This is a genomic window from Mycobacterium terramassiliense (assembly GCF_900157385.1).
Classification (GTDB): Bacteria; Actinomycetota; Actinomycetes; order Mycobacteriales; family Mycobacteriaceae; genus Mycobacterium; species Mycobacterium terramassiliense.
Genome location: NZ_LT717700.1, coordinates 931,013 through 952,646 on the forward strand (window position 1 = coordinate 931,013; position 21,634 = coordinate 952,646).

General features: G+C 71.0%; 23 protein-coding genes and 1 pseudogene. 7 read left to right on the forward strand and 17 right to left on the reverse strand.

Annotation, left to right across the window (positions count from 1 at the left end):
* Window positions 1-9: 9 nt before the first annotated feature.
* Genes MTAB308_RS12570 through MTAB308_RS12590 form a run of 5 tightly spaced genes read right to left on the reverse strand, consistent with a single transcriptional unit; the run spans window position 10 to window position 3,735 of the window.
* On the reverse strand, window positions 10-801 hold the full coding sequence (locus tag MTAB308_RS12570) for a cytochrome c biogenesis CcdA family protein (protein WP_077099712.1): 792 nt from the start codon (window positions 799-801) through the stop codon (window positions 10-12).
* Complete coding sequence (locus MTAB308_RS12575; RefSeq protein WP_425436269.1) at window positions 798-1,376, reverse strand: TlpA disulfide reductase family protein; 579 nt, start codon at window positions 1,374-1,376, stop codon at window positions 798-800. The genes MTAB308_RS12570 and MTAB308_RS12575 overlap by 4 nt, the downstream gene beginning before the upstream one ends.
* Window positions 1,377-1,378: 2 nt before the next feature.
* Window positions 1,379-1,984 carry a histidine phosphatase family protein gene (locus MTAB308_RS12580; RefSeq protein WP_077099714.1) on the reverse strand — a complete coding sequence of 202 codons (606 nt, stop codon included), beginning with the start codon at window positions 1,982-1,984 and terminating at the stop codon, window positions 1,379-1,381.
* A complete protein-coding gene (gene hemL, locus MTAB308_RS12585; RefSeq protein ID WP_077099715.1) occupies window positions 1,984-3,333 on the reverse strand; it encodes a glutamate-1-semialdehyde 2,1-aminomutase in 1,350 nt (449 codons plus the stop codon). Before hemL ends, MTAB308_RS12580 begins: the two co-directional genes overlap by 1 nt.
* Window positions 3,334-3,393: 60 nt before the next feature.
* Window positions 3,394-3,735, reverse strand: a complete 342-nt coding sequence (locus tag MTAB308_RS12590) for a hypothetical protein (protein WP_077099716.1) — start codon at window positions 3,733-3,735, stop codon at window positions 3,394-3,396.
* 23 nt (window positions 3,736-3,758) lie between these two features.
* Between MTAB308_RS12590 and MTAB308_RS12595 the strand changes: the two genes are divergently transcribed.
* Window positions 3,759-4,634, forward strand: coding sequence for a hypothetical protein (locus MTAB308_RS12595; RefSeq protein WP_077099717.1), 876 nt, complete (start codon window positions 3,759-3,761; stop codon window positions 4,632-4,634).
* Between the two features lie 33 nt (window positions 4,635-4,667).
* Window positions 4,668-5,063: a nitroreductase family deazaflavin-dependent oxidoreductase gene (locus MTAB308_RS12600; RefSeq protein ID WP_077099718.1), complete on the forward strand. Its 396-nt coding sequence runs from the start codon at window positions 4,668-4,670 to the stop codon at window positions 5,061-5,063.
* Here the strand turns inward: MTAB308_RS12600 and MTAB308_RS12605 are convergent.
* The 3 genes from MTAB308_RS12605 to MTAB308_RS12615 form a co-directional block, all read right to left on the reverse strand.
* A complete protein-coding gene (locus MTAB308_RS12605; RefSeq protein ID WP_077099719.1) occupies window positions 5,047-6,399 on the reverse strand; it encodes an amino acid permease in 1,353 nt (450 codons plus the stop codon). The genes MTAB308_RS12600 and MTAB308_RS12605 overlap by 17 nt on opposite strands.
* A 32-nt stretch (window positions 6,400-6,431) precedes the next feature.
* Complete coding sequence (locus tag MTAB308_RS12610; protein WP_083746514.1) at window positions 6,432-7,172, reverse strand: class I SAM-dependent methyltransferase; 741 nt, start codon at window positions 7,170-7,172, stop codon at window positions 6,432-6,434.
* Between the two features lie 74 nt (window positions 7,173-7,246).
* A complete protein-coding gene (locus tag MTAB308_RS12615) occupies window positions 7,247-8,392 on the reverse strand; it encodes an LLM class flavin-dependent oxidoreductase (protein WP_077099720.1) in 1,146 nt (381 codons plus the stop codon).
* Between the two features lie 199 nt (window positions 8,393-8,591).
* On the opposite strand from MTAB308_RS12615, the gene MTAB308_RS12620 reads away from it, so the two are divergent.
* On the forward strand, window positions 8,592-9,464 hold the full coding sequence (locus MTAB308_RS12620) for an alpha/beta hydrolase (RefSeq protein WP_245831415.1): 873 nt from the start codon (window positions 8,592-8,594) through the stop codon (window positions 9,462-9,464).
* A gap of 50 nt (window positions 9,465-9,514) precedes the next feature.
* Window positions 9,515-11,633 (forward strand): annotated as a pseudogene (locus tag MTAB308_RS12625) (acyltransferase family protein).
* Window positions 11,634-11,848: 215 nt separating this feature from the next.
* Here the strand turns inward: MTAB308_RS12625 and MTAB308_RS12630 are convergent.
* Both MTAB308_RS12630 and MTAB308_RS12635 read right to left on the reverse strand, forming a co-directional pair.
* Window positions 11,849-12,553 carry an Rv0518 family GDSL lipase gene (locus MTAB308_RS12630; RefSeq protein ID WP_077100161.1) on the reverse strand — a complete coding sequence of 235 codons (705 nt, stop codon included), beginning with the start codon at window positions 12,551-12,553 and terminating at the stop codon, window positions 11,849-11,851.
* 160 nt (window positions 12,554-12,713) lie between these two features.
* A complete protein-coding gene (locus MTAB308_RS12635; RefSeq protein WP_077099722.1) occupies window positions 12,714-13,958 on the reverse strand; it encodes an acyltransferase family protein in 1,245 nt (414 codons plus the stop codon).
* A 287-nt stretch (window positions 13,959-14,245) separates the two neighbouring features.
* Here MTAB308_RS12635 and MTAB308_RS12640 point away from each other — a divergent pair, with 287 nt between their 5' ends.
* A complete protein-coding gene (locus MTAB308_RS12640; protein ID WP_077099723.1) occupies window positions 14,246-14,677 on the forward strand; it encodes an STAS domain-containing protein in 432 nt (143 codons plus the stop codon).
* Here the strand turns inward: MTAB308_RS12640 and MTAB308_RS12645 are convergent.
* The 7 genes from MTAB308_RS12645 to MTAB308_RS12675 all read right to left on the reverse strand — a co-directional run bounded on the left by MTAB308_RS12645 (window position 14,661) and on the right by MTAB308_RS12675 (window position 20,949).
* Window positions 14,661-14,927, reverse strand: a complete 267-nt coding sequence (locus MTAB308_RS12645) for a hypothetical protein (RefSeq protein ID WP_077099724.1) — start codon at window positions 14,925-14,927, stop codon at window positions 14,661-14,663. The genes MTAB308_RS12640 and MTAB308_RS12645 overlap by 17 nt on opposite strands.
* Window positions 14,924-15,436 carry a DUF3093 family protein gene (locus tag MTAB308_RS12650; RefSeq protein ID WP_077100162.1) on the reverse strand — a complete coding sequence of 171 codons (513 nt, stop codon included), beginning with the start codon at window positions 15,434-15,436 and terminating at the stop codon, window positions 14,924-14,926. Before MTAB308_RS12650 ends, MTAB308_RS12645 begins: the two co-directional genes overlap by 4 nt.
* 17 nt (window positions 15,437-15,453) lie before the next feature.
* Window positions 15,454-16,434 (reverse strand): porphobilinogen synthase, encoded by a 981-nt coding sequence (hemB, locus tag MTAB308_RS12655; RefSeq protein WP_077099725.1) that lies wholly within the window; start codon window positions 16,432-16,434, stop codon window positions 15,454-15,456.
* Between the two features lie 113 nt (window positions 16,435-16,547).
* On the reverse strand, window positions 16,548-18,221 hold the full coding sequence (locus MTAB308_RS12660; RefSeq protein ID WP_077099726.1) for a bifunctional uroporphyrinogen-III C-methyltransferase/uroporphyrinogen-III synthase: 1,674 nt from the start codon (window positions 18,219-18,221) through the stop codon (window positions 16,548-16,550).
* A 22-nt stretch (window positions 18,222-18,243) separates the two neighbouring features.
* Window positions 18,244-19,188 (reverse strand): hydroxymethylbilane synthase, encoded by a 945-nt coding sequence (hemC, locus tag MTAB308_RS12665; RefSeq protein WP_077100163.1) that lies wholly within the window; start codon window positions 19,186-19,188, stop codon window positions 18,244-18,246.
* 13 nt (window positions 19,189-19,201) lie between these two features.
* Entirely contained in the window at window positions 19,202-20,581 is a 1,380-nt protein-coding gene (locus tag MTAB308_RS12670) for a glutamyl-tRNA reductase (protein WP_077099727.1), read from the reverse strand.
* Window positions 20,582-20,679: 98 nt separating this feature from the next.
* Complete coding sequence (locus tag MTAB308_RS12675; protein ID WP_077099728.1) at window positions 20,680-20,949, reverse strand: glutaredoxin family protein; 270 nt, start codon at window positions 20,947-20,949, stop codon at window positions 20,680-20,682.
* Between the two features lie 60 nt (window positions 20,950-21,009).
* Between MTAB308_RS12675 and MTAB308_RS12680 the strand changes: the two genes are divergently transcribed.
* Window positions 21,010-21,321 (forward strand): WXG100 family type VII secretion target, encoded by a 312-nt coding sequence (locus MTAB308_RS12680; protein WP_077099729.1) that lies wholly within the window; start codon window positions 21,010-21,012, stop codon window positions 21,319-21,321.
* Window positions 21,314-21,604: a WXG100 family type VII secretion target gene (locus MTAB308_RS12685; RefSeq protein WP_077099730.1), complete on the forward strand. Its 291-nt coding sequence runs from the start codon at window positions 21,314-21,316 to the stop codon at window positions 21,602-21,604. The genes MTAB308_RS12680 and MTAB308_RS12685 overlap by 8 nt, the downstream gene beginning before the upstream one ends.
* Window positions 21,605-21,634 lie beyond the last annotated feature (30 nt).

Genomic DNA, 21,634 nt, shown 5'->3' on the forward strand with positions numbered 1-21,634 from the left:
CGGGTGCGCTCAAATCGGGAGCCTCACGTCGGACACGAACGCGTCGCGCAGCCAGGAGATGAAGTCGTTCCACACCCCGGTCACCAGCAGGGCGCCGACGGCGATCAGCAGCGCGCCGCCGAAGATCTGGATGGCCCGGGTGTGCCGCCGCAGCCAGCCCAGCGCCCCCACCGCCCCCGCCGAGCCGAACGCCAGCAGCACGAACGGGATGCCCAGCCCCAGGCAGTAGGCGATCACCAGCGCGACGCCGCGCGCGACGTTCGCGCCGTCGGTGGCCGAGGCCACGGTGATCACCCCGGTCAGCGTCGGCCCCAGGCACGGCGTCCAGCCGAGCGCGAACACCGCGCCGAGCACGGGCGCCCCCGCGACCGTCGTCAGCTGCCGCGGGCTGAACCGGGCCTGGCGCTGCAGGGCCGGGATCAGGCCCACGAACACCAGCCCCATCACGATGGTCAGCACGCCTCCGGCCCGTTGCAGCGCCAACTGGTTGGTGATCAGGGTGGTGGTCATGCCGAGGACGGCGACGGTGCCGAGCACGAACACCGTGGTGAACCCGGCGACGAAGAGCGCCGCCGACCCGGCGACCCGCCACCGGGCGGAACTCGCGGGGCGCCAAAAGGCGTGGTGCGCACCGGGCGGCGGCTCTTCGTCCACCCCGACGACCGCGGCCAGATAGGACAGGTAACCCGGCACCAGCGGCACCACGCACGGCGAGGCGAACGACACCAGCCCCGCCAGCAGGCACGCCCCCAGCGCCAACAGCAGCGGCCCCGCGGCGGCGACCTCGGTGAAGCCGCTCACTCTCGCGCCACCCGCTCGACGACGGGCCGCAGGTCGGCGGCGAGCAGCTCGCGCAGGAACACCGCAGCGACCCGGTGCTGACGGTCCAGCACCAGCGTGGACGGGATCACGGTGGTGGGGTACTTGCCGCCGAACGCGATCAGGGTGCGCATCGCCGGGTCGTAGAGGGACGGGTAGCTCACGTGGTGATCGTCGACGAAGTCGAGCGCGGCCTGGCGATTGTTGTCCCGGACGTCGATGCCCAAAAACGACACCCCGCTCGCCCGGGTGGCGTCATACACCTGCTGCAGCTGGCTGACCTCGGCGCGGCAGGGCCCGCACCACTGCCCCCAGACGTTGATGACGACGACCTGCCCGGCGAAGTCGTCGAGCGATCGCGTGTGCGCCGGATCGGCCAGGTCGGGACCCGACAGCGGCCCCGGGCGCCCGCGGCTGGCGGGCGGGTCGTAATAGATGTCGGTTTTGCCGCCGGGCGAGACGAACTCGAAGGTGCCGCCCTGGGCCACGGCGTCGCGGCCGGAGCAGCCGGCAAGGAGGGTCGTCACCACGACCCCGGCCACCGCCAGCCGCCACATCGTCATGGCGCGGGTTGGAAGTACTCGATGTCGACCAGCCGGTCGCCGTCATAGATCAAGGTGGTGATCGAGCACAACCCGCATTCGCGCCGCCGCGGGTCGTGCCAGAGCCGCTTGCCGCTCAGGTGCAGCCGCAGCGTCCACACCGGCAGTTGGTGGCTGACGCACACCGCCTCCTGGCCGGCGGCGCGGGCGCGGGCCTTGTCGACGGCGGTCGTCATCCGGCTCGCGATGTCGGCGTAGGGCTCGCCCCACGTGGGGGTGAACGGGTTGCGCAGCTGCCACCAGAACCGCGGGTCGCGCCACGCGCCGTCGCCGGGGCCGACGCGGCGGCCCTCGAAGAAGTTGGCCGATTCGATCAGGTCGGGGTCGGTGTCGACGGCCAGGTCGTGCTTGGCGGCGATGGGCGCGGCCGTCTCCTGGGCGCGCTGCAGCGGGGAGGCGACGACGGCGACGATGTCGCGGCCCGCGAGCGCCTCGGCGACCGCGTCCGCCTGGGCCCTGCCCTTGTCGGACAGGCGAAATCCGGGCAACCGCCCGTACAGGACGCCGCTGGGGTTGTGCACCTCGCCGTGGCGCACCACGTGGACCCTGGTTTCCTCGGCCATCAGGGCTTGTCTTCCCGGGCGGCGGCGGCGCGGCGGGCCGCATCGGGCAGCGCCCCGGCGATCCGGTCGAACGCGGTGTCGTCCAGGGCGGTCGAGACGAACCACGCCTCGAAGGCGCTGCACGGCGGGTACACGCCCGCGTCCAGCAGGGCGTGAAAGAACGGCGGGTAGCGCCACGTCTGGCTCGCGCGCGCCGAGGCGAAGTCGGTCACCGGCGTTTCGGCGAAGAACACGCTGAGCATGTTGCCGCCGCGTGGGATCCGGTGTGGCACACCGGCTTTCGTCAACGCCTCGGACAGCAGCCCGGCCAGGCGGTCGGCGTTGGCGTCCAGCGCCGCGTAGGCCGCATCGTCGGCGGCGCGCAGCGTGGCCAGCCCGGCGGCCATCGCCACCGGGTTGCCCGACAGCGTGCCGGCCTGATACACCGGCCCCAGCGGCGCCAGCCGCTCCATCACCTCGGCCCGCCCGCCGAACGCGGCGGCCGGCAGCCCACCGCTCATCACCTTGCCGAAGGTGAACAGGTCGGCGGCGACGGGATCGATCCCGTACCAACCACTCCGGCTGACGCGGAAGCCCGTCATCACCTCGTCGACGATCAGCAGCGCACCGTGCTCGGCGGTGATCGCGCGCAGCGCGGCGTTGTAGCCCGGCGCGGGCGGGACGACGCCCATGTTGCCGGGGCTGGCTTCGGTGATCACCGCGGCGATCTGGTCGCCGAAGTTCGCGAACGTCTGGCGCACGGCCTCGATGTCGTTGTAGGGCAACACGATCGTGTCCGCGGCGGCCGCACCGGTGACGCCCGGCGAGGACGGCAGGCCCAGGGTCGCCACGCCGGAGCCCGCATCGGCGAGCAACGCGTCGACGTGGCCGTGGTAGCAGCCGGAGAACTTGACGATCTTGGCCCGGCCGGTGAACCCGCGGGCCAGCCGGACGGCGCTCATGGTGGCCTCGGTGCCGGAGTTCACCAGCCGGATCCGATCGACCGGGCCCACCCGCGCGATGATCTCGGCGGCGAGCTCGCTCTCCGCCGGCGTCGGCGCCCCGAACGACAGACCGGACGCGGCGGCCGTGGCGACGGCGTCGACGACGGCCGGGTGGGCGTGGCCCAGGATCATCGGCCCCCAGGAGCAGACCAGGTCGACGTAGCGGTTGCCGTCGGCGTCGGTGAGCCAGCACCCGCGCGCCTCGGTGATGAACCGCGGCGTGCCCCCCACCGCCGTGAACGCGCGCACCGGGGAGTTCACCCCGCCCGGAATCACCGCGCAGGCGTCCTCGAACAACTTCGCCGACGCCGCGGTGACCCCGGTCGCGGCCGGGGCGGGCGCGGTCGCCTGGTCACTGCTACCCATGCCGACCAGTGTCCCAGCCTCCGCGAATCGTTCAACTACAGGGTGTAGCAGATGTGGGTGTCAGGCGTCCTGCTGGTCGGCTTGCTGGGCGGCCCGCAGGTCACGCCGCGCCGCATCGCGCTCCCTTTCGGCCGCGCGGCGGTGGGCGGCGACGTCCCCGCGGCCCTCCGCGACCGCGAGCTCGTGAATTTCGGCGGCCCGTTCGTGGGCGGCGCCGGCCGCGTAGTGCCGGTACACCGCGCGTTGATGTGCGGCCTGGTCCCGTTCGCGGGCGCGGACGGCGTGCTCGGCGGCCCGCTTGACGTCTTGCTCCGTAACGGCCTGCCGGGCGGTGAGTTCCGCGCCCCGGCGCAACAGCTCCTGCGCCCGCTGGGCGGCCTCCTCACCCGGTGAAACGGACATGAAGTGACACTACGCTTGCGCGGGTGACACGTCCGACGGCCGTCGACGCCGCCTCGGCGAGGGTCGCCGCGGTCCGCGACGACCCACCCGGCCGGCTGGCGCTGATGCGAAAGCTCTACGAAGTCCCCGCCGACGCCGACCGCGGCCATCTGCCGTATCGGCAGGCGGCTGCGGCCTTCATGCGATGGCAGCTGCGACGCGGGCTGCTCAACCCGGTCGACGGGCCGGCCCCGGGCAGCCCCTGGTGGCGCGCGGTGAACGAGCGCCTGCTTCGGGACGGGTGGGAAGCCCGCGCCCTGGCCTTCGGCCATGCCGGCGCCCCCAGCGCTCGCGGGGTCGCCGCGTCGCTCGAGTTCATCCGGCAGCCGTCCGCCCCGCGGTGGTATCGCGCGCACAACATCAGCGTCGTCAGCGCCTACCTCGACCACCACCACCTCGCGTCCGGCGAGTCCCGCGTCGAACGCTTCTTCATCAACCTGGTGCTGATGCGCGTTCTCTACGCCCACGCACTGGTCGCAGCGCCCCGGCTCGCGCTCGGCTGGCTGAGCTTCGCCGGTCGGCCGCTCGGCGACCCGCGCCTGGGCATGACCGGCATATTCCTATCGCTCTCCCGGGTCCTCCCCGACCGCTATCCGCTCGGAGACGACCTCACGCCGTACCTACGGGCCGAACACGGAATGGCGCACCTGCTCGATGTGGGGGTCATCTCGCCGCGACTCGAACTGCTCTACGACTGGTCCGCTCGCGACCTCGCGATACCGGGTCTGCGAGCGCTCCTGGACGACCAAACCCCTTGCTACGCATGGCCGGCGCAGGACCGGCAGCCGTGGCGTCCGCCCCCGTCCCGGGCGGCGCGGCTGGCGCGCAGGGTGATGCCCGCAACGCGCCCTACGCCTTGATGTCGGGCCGGGTGGGCGAGTTGGATGGAAGGCATGGAACTTCCGCAGGGGCTCGCACGGTTCAATCGGCACGTCACCAATCCCGTCCAGCGGCTGTGGGCGGGCTGGGCACCGACGTTCTGCATCCTCGAACACGTGGGACGGCGCTCCGGAAAGCCGTACCGCACACCGGTAACCGTGTTCAGCGCCGAGGTCGACGGCAAACCCGGGGTGGCGATCCTGCTGACCTACGGCCCGGACCGCGACTGGCTGAAGAACCTCACCGCGGCCGGGGGCGGGCGGATGCGCCGCTACGGCAAGACCTTCGGCGTCGCCGACCCGCGGGTGGTCAGCAAGGCCGACGCGGCGGCCCACGTCGCACGCCGATGGCGGCCAATCTTCGCGAGGCTGCCCTTCGAGCAGGCCGTGTTGCTCAGCAAGACCGACTGACGCGGCCTCGAGCCCGGGCGATGAAGTAAAGCCCGATCACCACCGCCCACGACAGCAGGCTGAGCCACAACTGGCTGCGCGCGGAGCGGTCGAACGCCATCTGCACGAGCACGGCGGAGATTCCGGCGAGGGTGAGGATCGACAGCACCGGGAAGAACCACATCTTGACCCGCAGCGTTTCCTCGGGTGTGCGCCTGCGCAGGATGATCTGCGAGAGCGCGATCAACCAGTACACGAACAAGATGACGGCGCCCGACGAGTTGAGCAGGAAGAGAAACACCGAGCCGGGCGCCAGCCACGCCATGACGACGCAACCGAACCCGACCGCCGACGAGCACAGGATGGCCAGGTGGGGTACCCCGCGCCGGCTGAGCGTGACCAGCCGGGCCGGGGCCTCGTGCCGGTCGGCGAGCACGAAGAGCATCCGCGACGCCGTGTACAGCCCCGAGTTCAGGCAGGACAGCACCGCGGTGAGCACCACGGCATTCATCACCTGATCCGCCCCGCGCAGCCCCATGTGCTTGAGCGCGGCGACGTACGGCGAGGCGCCCGGTTCGACCGAATTCCACGGCTGGATCACCACGAGCAGAAACACCGAACCCACGAAGAAGATCCCGATGCGCGCGACGACCGACCTCGTCGCGCGCTGGACGGCAAGTTCGGGATCACGGCTTTCGGCGGCGGCGACGGTGACGATCTCCGCGCCGACCATGGAGAAGATCACCACGACGATGGCCGCGAAGACCGCGCCGACGCCCTTGGGGAAGAAGCCGCCGTGTGAGGTCAGGTTGGAGAAATCCGCGTGACGGCCCGGCCACAGGCCCAGCGCGAAGAGTGAACCGACGGCGAGAAAGACGGCGATCGTGGCGACTTTGATTCCGGCGAACCAGAATTCGAATTCGCCGAACGACGACACCGAGAACAGGTTCGTCGCGGTCATCAGCACCATCAGGCACAGCGAGAGCAGCCACAGCGGCGCATGGAACCAGTAACCCAGGACCTTGCCCCCGGCGACGGCCTCGAACCCGACCACGATCACCCAGAAGTACCAATACAGCCAGGCCACCGAAAACCCCGCCCAGCCGCCGAGAGCCCGCGCCGCGTAATCGGCGAACGACCCCGTCGACGGGTTGGCGGCCGCCATCTCACCGAGCATCCGCATCACCAGGACGATCAGCAGGCCGCACAGCGCGTACGTCAGGAACGCGGCGGGCCCGGTGTCCTTGATCACGACGCCGGAGCCGACGAACAGGCCGGCGCCGATCACCCCGCCGAGGGCGATCATGCTGAGCTGCCGCTGCGACAGTCCTTGGCGCAGTTGGGTGGTGCCGGTCACTGGTGAGCCCTCCCGGCGCCGTGGCGACGCAGTCAGTCCAGGCGGGTGGCCACCACGGACCACACCGGAAGGTGCACGCGATGGTCGTCCAGCAGCGGGTCGATCACGCTCATCCGGTGCACCAGTGGCCGCATGCGGTGCAGGATCTCACCCTGTTGCTCGGACGCCATCTTCTTCATGGCTTCGAAGGTCTCCGGGAGCAGGCGGGCCTGATAGGTGGTGACGCCCAGGTAGTCGATGCGCCATCCGCTGTCACCGAGCACCTGCTGGAAGTTCTCGGCCGGCACGGCCGTCCACTGCAGGCCGTTGACGTTGTGCGGGCTGAACTCGAACATGTACAGCCGCGCCCCGGGTGTGGTCGCGCGGTGCAGTGCCTGCGCATACCGCATCTGGGTGGCCCCGTCGTTCAAGAAAACGTGATAGAACGCGCTGTCCACCACCGTGTCGAAGCGGCCCTCGAACCCTTCCAGCCTGGTGGCATCGGCCACCCGGAAGTCGACCTGCACTCCGGCCCGTTCGGCGTTCCGTTTCGCCAGCTCGATGGCGGAGGGGGAATCGTCGATCCCGGTGGCCGAATACCCTTGCGCCGCATAGTGAATCGCGTGATAGCCGGGGCCGGTGCCCGGGTCGAGCACCTGGCCCCGGATCCCGCCGTAGGCCACCAACTGCTGGACAGCCGGCTGCGGGCCGCCGATGTCCCAGGGAATCCGCCCGTCGGTGTGTTCCGCCTCGCCGTACAACGGCTCGAAACCGGCAACGTTGGCGTCAGTCATTGACTCAGCCTAACGAGGAACGCGATCGTCCACCCGAAAGTCGGCCCAAAGATACGAGTCGCTGTCGCGGACGGCTAATGCGCGGACGCGATCGCGAACGGCGTCGCCGGTGCCGGTTGGGCCTGGCGGTTGGGATGCTGCCACAGGCCTTTTCGCTCGAGCAGCGGCAGCACGCCCTCACCGAACCAGTAGGCCTCCTCCAGGTGCGGGTAGCCCGACAGGATGAAGTGGCTGATGCCCAGCCGCGAGTACTCGACCAGCCGCTCGGCCACCTCGGCGTGCGAACCGACCAGCGCGGTCCCCGCGCCGCCGCGCACCAGGCCGACCCCGGCCCACAGGTTGGGGCCGACCACGAGCCGGGCGCTGTCGCCGCCGTGCAGCTTCAGCATGCGGCGCTGGCCCTCCGATTCGCTGCGCGCCAGGCTGGCCTGCACCCGCTCCACATCGGCGGGGGCGACGGCCGCGAGCAACCGGTCGGCCTCGGCCCACGCCTGTTCGGAGGTGTCGCGGCTGATCACGTGAATCCGCAAGCCGTACTGCAGGATCCGCCCCGCATCGACGGCCAGCCCGCGGACCCAGTCGAGTTTCTTGGCGACGTCGGCCGGCGGCTCGCCCCAGGTGAGGTAGACGTCGGAGTAGTTGGCCGCCACCGGCCCGGCGGCCGCCGACGAACCGCCGAAGAACACCGCGGGCGTCGGGTCGGGCGGGTTGTTCAGCTGCGCGCCCTCGATGCGGATGTGGTCTCCGGCGAAGGTCACCGGCTCCCGCGACGTCCACAGCTGGCGCACCACATGCAGGAACTCGGCGGTGCGGGCGTACCGCGACTCCTTGTCCAGGAAATCCCCGTAGGCCCGTTGCTCGTGCGGCTCCCCGCCGGTGACGACGTTGAGCAGCAGCCGCCCGCCCGAGTGCCGCTGGAACGTTCCGGCCATCTGCGCGGCCAGGGTGGGGCTGAGCAACCCGGGCCGGAACGCGACGAGGAACTTCAGCGTCTCGGTGCCCTCGATCAGCGTCGCCGTCGTCAACCACGCGTCCTCACACCACAATCCGGTCGGTGTGAGCACGGCCTCGAAGCCGTTGTCCTCGGCGGCCGCGCAAATCTGGTGCAGGTAGCGCAGACTCGCGGGCCGGTCGCCGTGCATCGCCGTGCCGTGCCCGCCCGCGACGAGGTTCCGCGAATCCCCGTATGTCGGCAAAAACCAATGAAACGCCAGACTCATGCACCCTCCCTTGTGGGCCCCTCATCGACCAAAGCTGCATCGTCCGGGAGATCGGCGGAGCGCGCGAGGGTTGAAACCTTCGAGATTGCATCCCGGCCGTCGGCGCGAAAGTCACCTCCATGTGACCGACAGATCACGCCAGATCACACAATGCTTCCAATACGGCGTGGCTCGGCAGGTGACGCGCGCTTCGCACGGCATCATTGCGATCATGCCTGACCTGACACGCCGGGCGGTGCTCCGGATGGGTGCCGGTGCCAGCCTGGGAGCCGCTGGCGTGTTCGCCTTAGGCGCCCTGCTGGACCCGATCGCCTCGCACGCGGCCCCCGCGCCGTTCGAGCCGTCGGCGGCCGGCAGCACCCTGCCGAACAGGTTGACCGGCTCCTTCGTCTCCGCGGCCCGCGGCGGTGTCAAGACCAACTGGGTGATCGCCCTGCCGCCGGGGCAGAAGGCCGAGGCCGGGTCGCTGCGCCCGGTCATCGCGCTGCACGGCAAGGACGGCGACGCGAACATGATGCTCGACTGCGGTGTGGAAAAGGCGCTGGCCCAACTGGTCAAGGAGGGCAAGCCGCCGTTCGCGGTGGTGGGCGTCGACGGCGGCAGCAACAGCTACTGGCACCGCAGGGCCTCCGGCGAGGACCCCGGCGCGATGGTGCTCGACGAGCTGTTGCCCCTGCTGTCGTCGATGGGTTTCGACACCACCCGGGTGGGCTTTTTGGGGTGGTCGATGGGCGGCTACGGGGCGCTGCACCTGGGCGCCAAGCTGGGCCCGTCGCGCACGGCCGGGATCTGCGCGATCAGCCCGGCGCTGTACACCTCCTTCACGGCCAGCGAGGCCGGGGCGTTCGACAGCTACGACGACTGGGTGCAGAACAGCGTGGTGGGCCTGCCGGCGCTCAACGCGATCCCGCTACGCGTGGACTGCGGCACCTTCGACCGCTTCTATTTCGCCACAAGGCAATTCGTCAGCCAACTGAAGACTCCGCCGGCGGGCAGCTTCTCCCTGGGCGGACACGACATCGGCTACTGGCGAACGCAACTGCCGGGCGAGCTGGCCTGGATGGCGACCTAACCACGCAGATGACAGTCCGGCAGGAGGAACTCGCCAGCGGCCCACGTCGAGTGGAGCGGCGAACTTCCCGGAAGGGATTTCGCCCGGACATCGAGGGCCTGCGCGCGATCGCGGTCATCGCGGTCGTGCTGTACCACGCCGGCCTACCGGGCTTCGCCGGCGGCTTCATCGGTGTGGACGTCTTCTTCGTCATCTCCGGCTTCCTCATCACCGGGCTGCTGTGGCGCGAGGCCACCGCCACCAACACCGTCCGCCTGGGCCGCTTCTACGGCGCACGGGCCCGGCGCCTGCTGCCGGCCGCGACCACGGTCGGCGTCGTCACCGCCGCCGTCGCGGCCGTCGTGCTGCCCCCGCTGCAGGCGCGCAGCGTCTTCGTGGACGGCATCGCCAGCGCCCTGTATGTGGGCAATTACCGGTTCGCCACGCAGGGCACCGACTACCTGGCGGCCGACGCCCCCTCGCCGTTCCAGCACTACTGGTCGCTGGGCGTGGAGGAGCAGTTCTACCTGGTGTGGCCGCTGCTCATCATCGGTACGGCGTGGGCGCTCGGGCGGGTGCGCCCCGGGGCCACGGCGGGGGCCGGACCGTATGCGGCGGTCCTGGCGGTGGTGGCGGCCGCGTCGCTGGCCGCGGACATGGTGTGGACCCGCACGTCGCCCGCCTGGGCGTTCTTCTCGCTGCCCACCCGGGCGTGGGAACTGGCGGCCGGTGGCCTGGTGGCCCTGTCGATTCGGCACTGGCGCAGGCTGCCCCTGCTGCCCGCGGCGATCGTCGGATGGGGTGGCCTGGGTTTGATCGTTCTCACCTGCACCCAGCTGGGTCCCGCCACCCCCTACCCCGGCACCGCGGCACTGCTGCCGGTGCTGGGCACCGCGCTGGTGATCGGCGCGGGCGGGGTGACCGGCGGCCTGGGCGTCGGCCGCGTGCTGTGCCGGCCGGCGATGCGGGCGATCGGGCGCGTGTCGTACTCGTGGTACCTGTGGCACTGGCCGGTCCTGCTGCTCATGCCGCAGCTCCTGGGGGAGCCGGCGGGGCTGCCGGCCAGGCTCAGCGCCACCGCCGTGTCCGGCGGGCTCGCGGTGATCACACTGCACCTGGTGGAAAACCCCGGCCGGTTCGCGGCGGCGCTGCGCCGATCGGTGAGGGCCAGCCTGGCGGCGGCCGCCGCCGCCAGCGCGGCCGCGGCCTGCGCGTGCGTGCTGCTGCTGGCGCTGACCCCGTCGCCCGTCGGCCACGGGGTGGCGGCCCCGAAGGCCAACATCGTCGCGCTGCCACCGGCGAACGTTCCCGCCCTCAGCGCCCAGGAGGCGACGGTCCGCGCGGCCTTCGCGCAGGTGCGCGAGGCGGTCGCGGCGTCGGCCGGCCTGCGCGCCGTCCCGTCCAACCTGGACCCGCCGCTCGCCCAGGCGCCGGCCGACAAGGCGCCCGTGTTCGTCAACGGCTGCGTGCGCTCGTGGCGCGATGTCGGTCAAAGCGAGTGCGCGACGGGCGATGCCGCCTCGCCGACGACGGTGGCCCTGGTCGGCGACTCGCACGCCGCCATGTGGGAAACCGGCGTTCCGGCGGGTCGCCGAGGAGCGGCGTTGGCGGCTGGAGACGCTGGCCAAGGTGACCTGCCCGCTGCAGGAACTTCCCATCCGCAGCCCGTATCTGGGCCGCGAGTACACGGAGTGCGAACAGTGGCGCGCCCAGATCGTGGACCGGCTGAAGGCCGAGCGCCCGCGGCTGGTGGTGCTCGACATGAGCCGGCGCTACGGCGCGGATTTCGGTTTCGCCTCCTACGACCCCGCGTGGATCGACACGCTGGGCCGCACCGTGGCGGCGCTGCGGAGCAGCGGCGCCGCCGTCCTGGTCCTGGGGCCGGCGCCGGACCCACACGGATCGGTGCCCGCCTGCTTGTCGGCGCATCTCGACGACGCCACCGCGTGCGCGCCGACGCGGTCGGCGGCGCTCGACGGCGGTGGTATCGGCGCCGAGCGGGCGGCGACCGCCGGCGGCGGTGGGCAGTACGCCGACCTGACCGACCTGTTCTGCACCCCCGACCGCTGCCCGGTCATCGTCGGCAACACCCTGGTTTTTCGCGACGACAACCACGTGACGACCGAGTACGCGCAACTGCTGGCACCCGTCATGGGTGCGCTGACGGACCGCGCGCTGGCGGGTGGGTGACGCGCAATGAACTTCTCGCCGGAGACGAACGTCATATCAGTGAAAGGTGTTTGGAGGTTGTGAGATGACTCCGCTGCTGCTGATCTGCATTGCGGCCATCGCGCCCGTCGCGGGCGTTGGCCTGATGCAGTTGCAAACGCGCCTGGAGCAATGGGATTACGAGCGCCACGCGGAAGACTAGCCTAAAGCCCTTGCGCGCCTGAGGCTTCGGTTTGTCACCGAGACAACTGCATGCCGATCAACGGCGCGATCTTGTCCGCCAGATACTGATGCCCCGCGTCGTTGGGGTGCACGCCGTCCGGGCCGATCAGATCGGGCCTGTCGACGAACCAGCGGTCGCCGAGCGGATCGACGAACGCCGCCCCGGCCTCCCGGGCGGCCGCGTTGAGCACGTCGCGGATCCGCAGGATCGACTCGGGCACGTCGGCGGTCGGCCACGGCGGGCCGATCACCAAAAACCTCGCGGACGGCGCGAACCTGCGCGCCAAGTTGAAGGCGTCGCGGGCCTTTTCGCCGACCAGCGCGGGATCCACGCCCTGGTCGTTGCGTGAGCCGAAGAACACCACCAGCGCGTCGCCGGGCCTGACGGCCCTGGCGGTCAGATCCTCGAAGATGCTGCCGTGGTCGCCGGGCACACCGTAGCCCGCCCTTCCCTCGGCCGCCACGTCGGCGGCGATCCGCACGCCCCGCTGGGCGAGCGCATGCCAGGCCAGCGCGGTCCACGAGTTCGGTCCGAGGCCGCCCTCGTCGGTGCCGGTGGTGTACGAGTCGCCGACGACGGCGACGTGGTTGAGGCGCGAATCCACGGTCAGCGGTTCATAGGGCCGCGCCCGCACCGGGTGCGGCGGAGCCCCCAAGACGCCACAGACCGGGCCCAGCGCCACGGCGAGGCCGACGATGAGCGTGGTCAGACGGCTCACAAGTGCCTCCCCCGGAAACTGCATCGCTACGCGCCGCATCCAAGTCAACGGAATCGTACGGGGAAAACGGCGCGAACTGGCGTCACATCGCGGCTAGCCGCTCCGGCCATGGTATTCGACGGATCCCGGGCCCCGCACCAGCCGCTCGGCGAGGCGAACGTCACACCGCGCGGGCCGAAACCGCTTCCAGCCCACCGTCGATCGGGTGCAGCTTGGTGCCCGCCGGCTCCCCGTCCGCGGTCTTCTGGTCGGCGGGTCGGATGTTGACCATGCGGCGCATCCAGCGGCGGGCGGGCTCCTCGACGAAGTGGTACATCAGGGCCGAAAGACCGACGGCGATCGCGAGCAGCCCGATGATGTTCCATTTCCACGGGTTGTCCTGCTCCCATGGCGTGAGCTCGAACTGGGTCACGGCCCATCCCCACGACGTGTGCACCAGCTCATGAACCATGTACAGGCAGAACGAGATTTGCCCGCCGTAAACCATTGCCCGCGTGGACAGCACCCGTGGCAGGCTGCCCACGCCGATGGCCAGGGTTATCACGAGCGGAACGAACAGCGCGTCGACCACCCCGCCGCTGTCGTTCTCCACGATTCCGGATATCGGGTGCGCGTGAAACCAGTACAGGACACCCACCATGGCGGCCAACAGCAGCAGGGAGGTGTACCCCGCGACGCGGCGGCCGCGATCGGTCAACCGCAGCCTGCGCACGGCGGCGCAGGCCAGGGCGCCGGCGGTGAACTGCGTGACGATTCGCGGCAGCCAGCTCCACGGCGTGTAGAAGTGGCCACTGGTCAGCAGCATCACCACGGGCGGCAACGACGCCGCGAACGCCAGCAACATCAGGCTGCGCGCCCTGGTCGCCTGCTTCATCCGCAGGATCACCAGCACCAGGACGCCGAACAGCAGGTAGGCGAGCCATTCGGCGCTGATCGACCAGGCCGGACCGTCCCAGCTCGAGTCGTCGAAGAACGGCACGAACCACAGCTGCACCAACAGGATCTGGCGCACGTAGCTGATCGCGGTGAGCTGACCGGCGTCGGGCGACGGCACGTGGCCGACGTGCAGGGTGAAGATCACCCACAGCGCGGCCAGGTGCAGGGTGACCAGGTACACCGGCCACACCCTGGCCAGCCGCAGCCACAGGAAGTGCAGGGTGGCGCGCGTCGACCACGAGCGGCCCATCCGGTCAAGGTAGTTCCATGTCAGCACGAATCCGCTGAGGATGAAAAAGAGGTCGACGCCCTGGGCCCCGCAGTTGAGCACCGGTGCGAGGGCGTCGCGCAAGTCCGGAGAAACGTCGCTCAGCATCGGCCGGAAGTGAAACAGCACCACCCACACCGCGGCGACGATGCGGAGTCCCGTCAGGGCCTTGATCTCTCCCCGGATCTCTGCGCCGCGCACGATGCTCTTTCCGTCTGGACTCACGTTTCGTATCCGATTGGTCCGGCTGACCGGGCGATCACGAGCCCCCCGACTGGCAACCGGCAGCCCACGAAGCCTAGCAGCGAAAGGCGCGCGACGACGTGATGGGCCGTGGCGCGCCACCGGGGTAACCGGCCGCGACGTTGCTTGAACCGGCGCCAAACCCCCCGAAATTCGCTTCTTAGCAAAGAGTTAGAGGCGGCTGTCGGTCTCCTTACTTTTGGCGGGCACCTTTAGGTAACAGGTTCGAAGGGAATGGGGAGCTCATGACAGTCACCACCGTCGCGACTCGGCGCGGCTACGGCACCTTCGAATGCGATGGTGCTCAGATCCGCGCCCACTGCCGTCATCTGGCGACCGTGGTGACCATCCGGGGCGACATCAACGCCGCCAATGTCGAGCGGGTCAGCGAATACCTCTGGCGTTTCACCCTGGGGAGCAACCCGGTGGTGCTCGACCTGAGCGACGTGAACCACTTTGCTGCGGCGGGCGTCTCGCTCGTGCGGCGGCTCGACGAGGATTGCCGCGCCGCCGGCGTGGAGTGGACCTTGGTCGCCGGCCCCGCGGTGCTGGCGCTGCTGGGGGGCGACGGCGAGCTTCCGGTCGCGCGCTCGGTGCGCGAGGCGCTCCGCAACCTGGCCGAAGCCATCGTGAGCCGCCGTCAGCTCGTGTTGCCGCTGATCAAGAAGACGGCGTAACTTTCCCGGTGCCCCGGGCCCGTAACAGCCGGGCGATCCCGACCACCGCGAGCACTCCGGCGGCCGTCACCAGCACCAACGTCAGCAACAGCAGCTGAGGGTTGTACACCAGCGACGTGGTGACGGGCTGCCCGTCGGCGATCGGCGCGACACTGACCGTGTGGCGCGCGTGCACCCAGCTGACGCCCCCGCCCACCAGCGCGGCACACGCCAGGGCCAGCTCCACCAACGCCCGGTACCGTGCCATCACGAAAACGGCCCGCCGTCGAAATCCTCGTCGGCGACGTCGGAGCCGGCGGGCTCCACCCGCTCCTGGACCAGCGGGGTCAGCGCCGCCCGAAGGTGACGATGGCGACGTGCCCAGGCCTGGGCGGTGCGGTCGCCGGTGAGCTTCAGACCGATGCCTATCCGGTGGCGGGGCACGCCGGCCAGTTCTCCGAGCGCCCGCGACGACTGCCATTTCGCCAGCTCCTTGCCGGACGCCTGGTGGTGCTGAGGCTCGGGATACACCTTGAGGATTTCGCGCACTAGGATGGTTTCGGTGCCCTGGCGCAGGGCGTCTTCGGTGAGCTCGACCGAGACGTGGATCCGCGCCGCCTTCACCTGCAACGCGACGAACGCCGACACCAGGACCAGGAAGATGGCCGGGACGACGAGCGACACCGGGGCCCCGCTCCAGATCTCGATCAGGACCATGGCCACCGCCGACGCCGGGCCCAGCGCCACCCACCACCAGCTGGCGCCGGGCTCGTAGAACAACGGCTTCGGTTCGGCTGTCACGACAGCCAGCCTGCCGCATCCGCGGCCCAATAGGTGAGCACGATGTCGGCCCCGGCGCGCCGGATGCTCGTCAGCGACTCCAGCGCGGCGGCGCGCTCGTCGATCCAGTTGTTGGCGGCCGCGGCGCAAATCATCGCGTACTCCCCGGACACCTGGTACGCGGCGACCGGCACCGGCGAGACCTCCGCCGCGGCCGCCAGCACATCGAGGTAACCCAATGCGGGCTTGACCATCACGATGTCGGCGCCTTCGTCCAGGTCCAGCCGGACCTCGCGCAGCGCCTCCCGGAAGTTGCCGGGCTCCTGCTGGTAGGTGCGCCGGTCTCCGGACAGGCTCGAGCTCACCGCTTCGCGGAACGGACCGTAGAACGCCGAGGCGAACTTCGCGGCGTAGGCCAGGATCACCACGTCGGCGTAACCGGCCGCGTCCAGGCCGTCACGGATCGCGGCCACCTGGCCGTCCATCATGCCGCTCGGCCCCACCACGTGGGCGCCCGATTCCGCCTGCGCCACAGCCAGTTTGACGTAGCGGGCCAGGGTGGCGTCGTTGTCCACCCGGCCCCGGGCGTCCAGGACCCCGCAATGCCCGTGGTCGGTGAACTCGTCCAGGCAGGTGTCGGCCATCAGCACCGTGGCGTCGCCGAGATCCTTGGCCAGGTCGCGCAGCGCGACGTTGAGGATGCCGTCGGGATCGGTGCCGGCCGAGCCGGTCGAGTCCTTGTCCTGCTCGCGGGGCACGCCGAACAGCATCACCCCGCCGACCCCCGCGGCGACGGCCCCTTCGGCGGCCCGCCGCAGCGACTCCCGGCTGTGCTGAACGACGTTGGGCATGGATGGGATCGGCCGCGGTTCGTCGATTCCGTCGGCGACGAACATCGGCAGCACCAAATGCCTTGGCTCCAAAGACGTCTGCGCGACCAGGCGACGCAACGCCGGGGTGGAGCGGAGCCGGCGCGGACGCTGCCGCGGGTAACTCATGCTCGTCCGTCGCCGCGAGCGTGCGCGAAATGCCGGCCCCGACGGCGTGTCGTCGTACAGACACGCACGCCCGCAAGCGGGTGCTGCCCCCGGCTCGCCCGCGCGGCAATCACTTAGCGCCTGCGGCTCTTCTTGCGCGGCGGTGGCAGCGCCCCCTCGGCGCGCAGCCGCGCGGCGTGCTCGGCCAAGGCGTCGACCAGCGGGCCGACGGCGGCGGTGTCGGGCTGCACGTCCACCCGCAGGCCGAATTCCGCGGCGGTCTCGGCGGTCTTGGGGCCGATGCAGGCGATGATCGTGCGCGCGTGCGGCTTGCCGGCGATGCCGACCAGGTTGCGCACCGTCGAGCTGGAGGTGAAGCACACCGCGTCGAAGCCGCCCGTCTTGATCATCTCGCGGGTGGCCGCAGGCGGCGGCGCGGCGCGCACGGTCCGGTAGGCGGTGACGTCCTCGATCTCCCAGCCGCGCTCGCGCAGCCCCTCGGCCAGCGTCTCGGTGGCGATGTCGGCCCGCGGCAGCAGGACCCGGTTGACCGGGTCGAAAATGCTGTCGTAGGGCGGGAAGTCGTCGAGCAGACCCAGCGAGGACTGCTCGCCGGCCGGCACCAGCTCGGGGCTGATCCCGAAGGCGCGGACCCGGTCGGCCGTCGACTCGCCGACGCAGGCGATCTTCACCCCGGAGAACGCGCGGGCGTCCAGGCCGAACTCGCCGAACTTCTCCCACACCGCGCGCACCGCGTTGGTGGAGGTGAACACCACCCACTGGAAGCGGCCGTCGACCAGGCCCTTGACGGCCCGCTCCATCTGGGCGGGGCTGCGCGGGGGCTCGACGGCGATGGTCGGCACCTCGATCGGCAGCGCGCCGTAGGACGTCAGCCGCTCGCTCATCTCGCCCGCCTGATCCTTGGTGCGGGGCACCAACACCGTCCAGCCGTACAGCGCGCGGCTCTCCCACCAGTTCAGCTTCGCCCGGCTGGCGACCGTCTTGCCGATGGTCACCACCAGCGGCCCGGTCATGGGACCGGCCGGGTCGTTGCCGCCCAGCAGGGCCGGATCGGTCAGGCCGTGCAGCGTGGTCTCGACCGAGCGCTGCTGGCAGGTGGTGCCCTGCGCGGTCACCACGCAGGGGGTGCTCTCGGCCAGCTCGTGCTCGATCAGGGCGCGGGCCGCGTCGGCCAGGTGCGAGGCGGTGGCCTGCAGGATCAGCGGGCCGGGAGCCGCCGCCAAAGCGTCCCAATCCACCTGTGGGTCGCGGACGTCGGCGACCGTGTGCGACGAGCCCAGCGGCAACCCCGCGTAGGTCGGGACGGCGCTGGTAGCGGCCAGCCCGGGCACGATCTCGATATGCAGGTGGCTGCGCACGACGGCGGTCACCTCGGTGATCACCGCGTCCAGCGTGAGCGGGTCGCCGGCCACCAGCCGCACCACGTCGGCCCCCGAACGGGCCTCGGCGACAAGGGTTTTGGCGACCTCGGCGGGCTCGCCCAGCGCCGGGCGGACGTCGGGGCCACCGGAGATCACCGCCGGTGCGGCCTGGGCCCGATCTTCCCCGGCCCCAGGGCCATTGCCGTCGGCGTTGCCGTCCGGGCCGGCCGGCGCGGGGCCGGAGACCGGCGGCAGGTCCTTGCCGATCAGCGCGAGCACGGGTTCGGGCACGTCGGGGTCGGTGAACACCAGGGCGGCGTTGGCCAGCACCGTGGCCGCCCGTGTGGTCAACAGTCCCGGGTCCCCGGGGCCCGAGCCCACGAACGTGATGTGGCCCGGCCTCGGCTTACGCCCTCGCGTCGTCATTGTCGCTCCCAAGTGACTCTCTTCAGTTTCCTCGCGCGGGGTCTTGCCGCGCTCCCCCAATCAGCTCTCCGGCCCCCAGCTCGAGCAGCTCGGCGGCGACCGAGAGCCCCAGCTCCCGTGCCCGACCGGGCGTGCCGATGCCGGACGCGCGGATCACGTCGGACCCGTCCAGCGCCGCCACGCAGCCGCGCAGCGACAGCTCTTCGAAGACCCGCCCCTCCTCATCGATGGACTCGACCACCTCGGCGATCGCACCCACCGGTGCCGAGCAACCGGCCTCCAGTTCGGCCAGCAGAGCTCGCTCCGCGGTGACCGCCGCACGCGTGTCGGCGTCGTCCAACTCGGCCAACACCGCCGCCAACTCGGCACCGGCGCGGCACTCGACGGCGAGCGCGCCCTGAGCCGGTGCTGGCAACATTTGCACCGGCTCTAGCGTCTCGGTGACATCGTCGAGGCGGCCCAGCCGGGCGAGACCGGCCCTGGCCACCACGATCGCGTCAAGATCACCACTGCTTACCCTGTTCAACCTGGTATCTAGGTTGCCTCGTAGGGGGCGGATTTCCAAACCGAGACCCAATGCTCTAAGCTGTGCGGCCCTCCGCGGCGATGAGGTGCCCACCAGCGAACCCGCCGGCAATTCCCCCAGCACCAGCCCGTCGCGGGCGACCAGCGCGTCCCGGGGGTCGTTGCGCGGCGGTATCGCGGCGATGGTGAACCGCGGGTCGTCGGCCGTCGGCAAATCCTTGTGCGAGTGCACCGCGGCGTCGACGCGGCCATCGTCGATGGCCTCGCGCAAGGCGGTGGTGAAGGCGCCCACGCCCAGGGTCTGGATGGGCGCCGACGACCGGTCGCCGGCCGTGCTGATGGTCACCAACTCGGCCGGATGGCCGTTGGCGATCAAGGCGTCTCTGACGACACCGGCCTGGGTGGTGGCCAACAGGCTGCCCCGGGTGCCTATCCGGATCACGTGCGCCAATCGGCTACTCGCCGGACTGTTGAGGCGGGCCGCCGTCGAATCCGCTTGATACCGTGGGCAATTCGCTGGCACCGACGGCGGCTACGGAGTCTATGGCGGTCTGGTCAAGTTCGAAGAGTTCGCGCAGCGCCTCGGCGTAACTGTCGCCGCCCGGCGCGCTGGCGAGCTGCTTGATCCGCACGGTGGGCGCGTGCAGCAGCTTGTCCACCACGCGGCGCACGGTGCGCGCCACCTCCTCGCGGTGGGCGCTTTCCAGGCCGGGCAGCCGGTTGTCGAGGCGCAGCAGCTCGGCCTCGACGACGTCGGCGGCCCGCTGGCGCAGCGCCGTGACCGTCGGGGTCACCTCGGCCATCCGCTGCCCCGCCAGGTAGGTGGCGACCTCGGCCGCCACGATGTGGCGCGCGGCGTCGACGTCAGCGGCCGCCGCGTGGGCCGACGGCTCGCGTTGCACGCGGTCCACGTCGACGACCCAAACCCCGGGCAGCCCGGCGACCGCCGGGTCGACGTCGCGCGGCATGCCCAGGTCGCAGATGACCAGCGGGTGGGCGGCCTCGTCGCGGCGGGCCGCGGCCAGCGCGTGATGCACGTCGGCCAGCGAGACCACCGGGCTGACCGCGCCGGTGCAGCTGACCACGACGTCGGCGTCCGCCAGCGCGTCGGCCAGCCGATCCAGGGTGAGCGCTTCCGCCCGCACGCCGGATTCGCGGATCTTGCGGGCCAGCCGCTGCGCGCGGGACGCCGAACGGTTGACCACCGTGACGCGTTCGATGCCGGCCCGGCTCAGGTGCGCCGAGGACAGCGCGCCCATCGCCCCGGCCCCGATGACCACGGCGGTCTTGCCCGCCAGCCCGCCCAGCCTGCGCTCGGCCATGCCCAGGGCGACCGACACCACCGAGGCGCCGGCGGCGTCGATGGCGGTTTCGGAGTGCACCCGCTTGCCCACCGACAGCGCCCGCTGGGCCAGCTCGTGCAGCACCCGGCCGACGGTGCGGTTGGCCTCGGCGGCCCCGTAGGCGCGGCGGACCTGGCCCAGCACCTGCTGCTCGCCGATCACCGCCGAATCCAGGCCGCTGGCCACCGCGAACAGGTGCTCGACGGCGGCCTCGCTGTACCGCACGTAGGCGTACTTGGTCAGGTCGCCCATCGACATCCCGGAGTGTTCCGACAGCACCTGCCCGACCACCGCCAACCCGCCGTGGAACGCGTCGACGACGGCGTAGACCTCGACCCGGTTGCACGTCGAGAGCACCATCGCCTCGGTCACCAGCGGCGACTGCAACACCCGATCGACGATTTTGACCTGATCGGATTCGTCGATGCTGAGTTGTTCCAGGACGGAGACCGGCGCACTGCGGTGCGAAACCCCGAAGAGCAGGACGCTCACGGCAGCATCACCTGGCCAGCTCCCTTGCTTCCCCAGTAACTGAACTGCTGTCCACGGTAATCGTTAATCAGCTGGGCTACCAAATAACTGGTCTCCCGCTACCGGGCGAGGTCGGCGCGCAGCCGCGGCTCGTCCACCTCCCAGTAACTGTGCTCCCGGCCGTCCAGCAGCACCACCGGGAGGCGATCGCCGAACTCGGCCCGCAGTCCCGGGTCGCCCCCCGCCGCGGCGGCGTCGACGTCGGTGGTGGCCAGCTCGAAGCCCAGCTCGTCGGCCAGTTCGACCAGCCGGGCGTGCACCCGCGCGCAGATCGTGCAGCCGTCGCGGGTCAGCAGCTCCACCCGCCGTCGGCGTGGGCCCTGCGTCATGGCGACCAGTGTGGCACCGGGTGAATTGTGGGGCCACGCCGCGGCGGTTAGGTTGCCGCTGTGGCTGCCGAGGACACGGTGCAGGTCGACCCGCTGGCGATGCGGGGCTTCGCCGAGGCGCTGTCGGGTCGCGCCGAGGAGCTGCGGGGTCAGTTCGCGCAACTCAACGCCCAGGTCGCCGACATGCTGGGCGGCTGGCGCGGGGCGTCGGGAAGCGCCTACGCCTCCGCGTGGGAGCTGTGGCACCGCGGCGCCGGCGAGGTAGAGGTGGGCCTGTCGTTGTTGGCGCGGTTGGTAGGCCGGGCCGGCGGGCTCTACCAGGACAACGAGGCGGCGTCCGCACACGCCCTGCAAGGGGTGCACCGTGGCTGAGGCGTTTCGGGTGGATCCGCAGGCGCTGGCCGATGCGGTGCAACGGATGTCGGAGTTTGCGCGCTACGCCGAAGGGATGCTGGCCGAAATCGATTCTCTGGTAGGCAATGTGCACTCCACATGGACGGGAAGCGGCGCGGCGGCCCACGCCGAGGCGCATCGGCACTGGGCCCGCGGTGAGGCGATGATGCGCGAGGCCTTGGCCCAATTGCGGGCGGCCGGCGAGACGGCCCACGGCAACTACACCGGCGCCATGGCAACGAATTTGGCGATGTGGCCCTGACCTGACGCTTCAGGCGCGCAAACCGCCCCG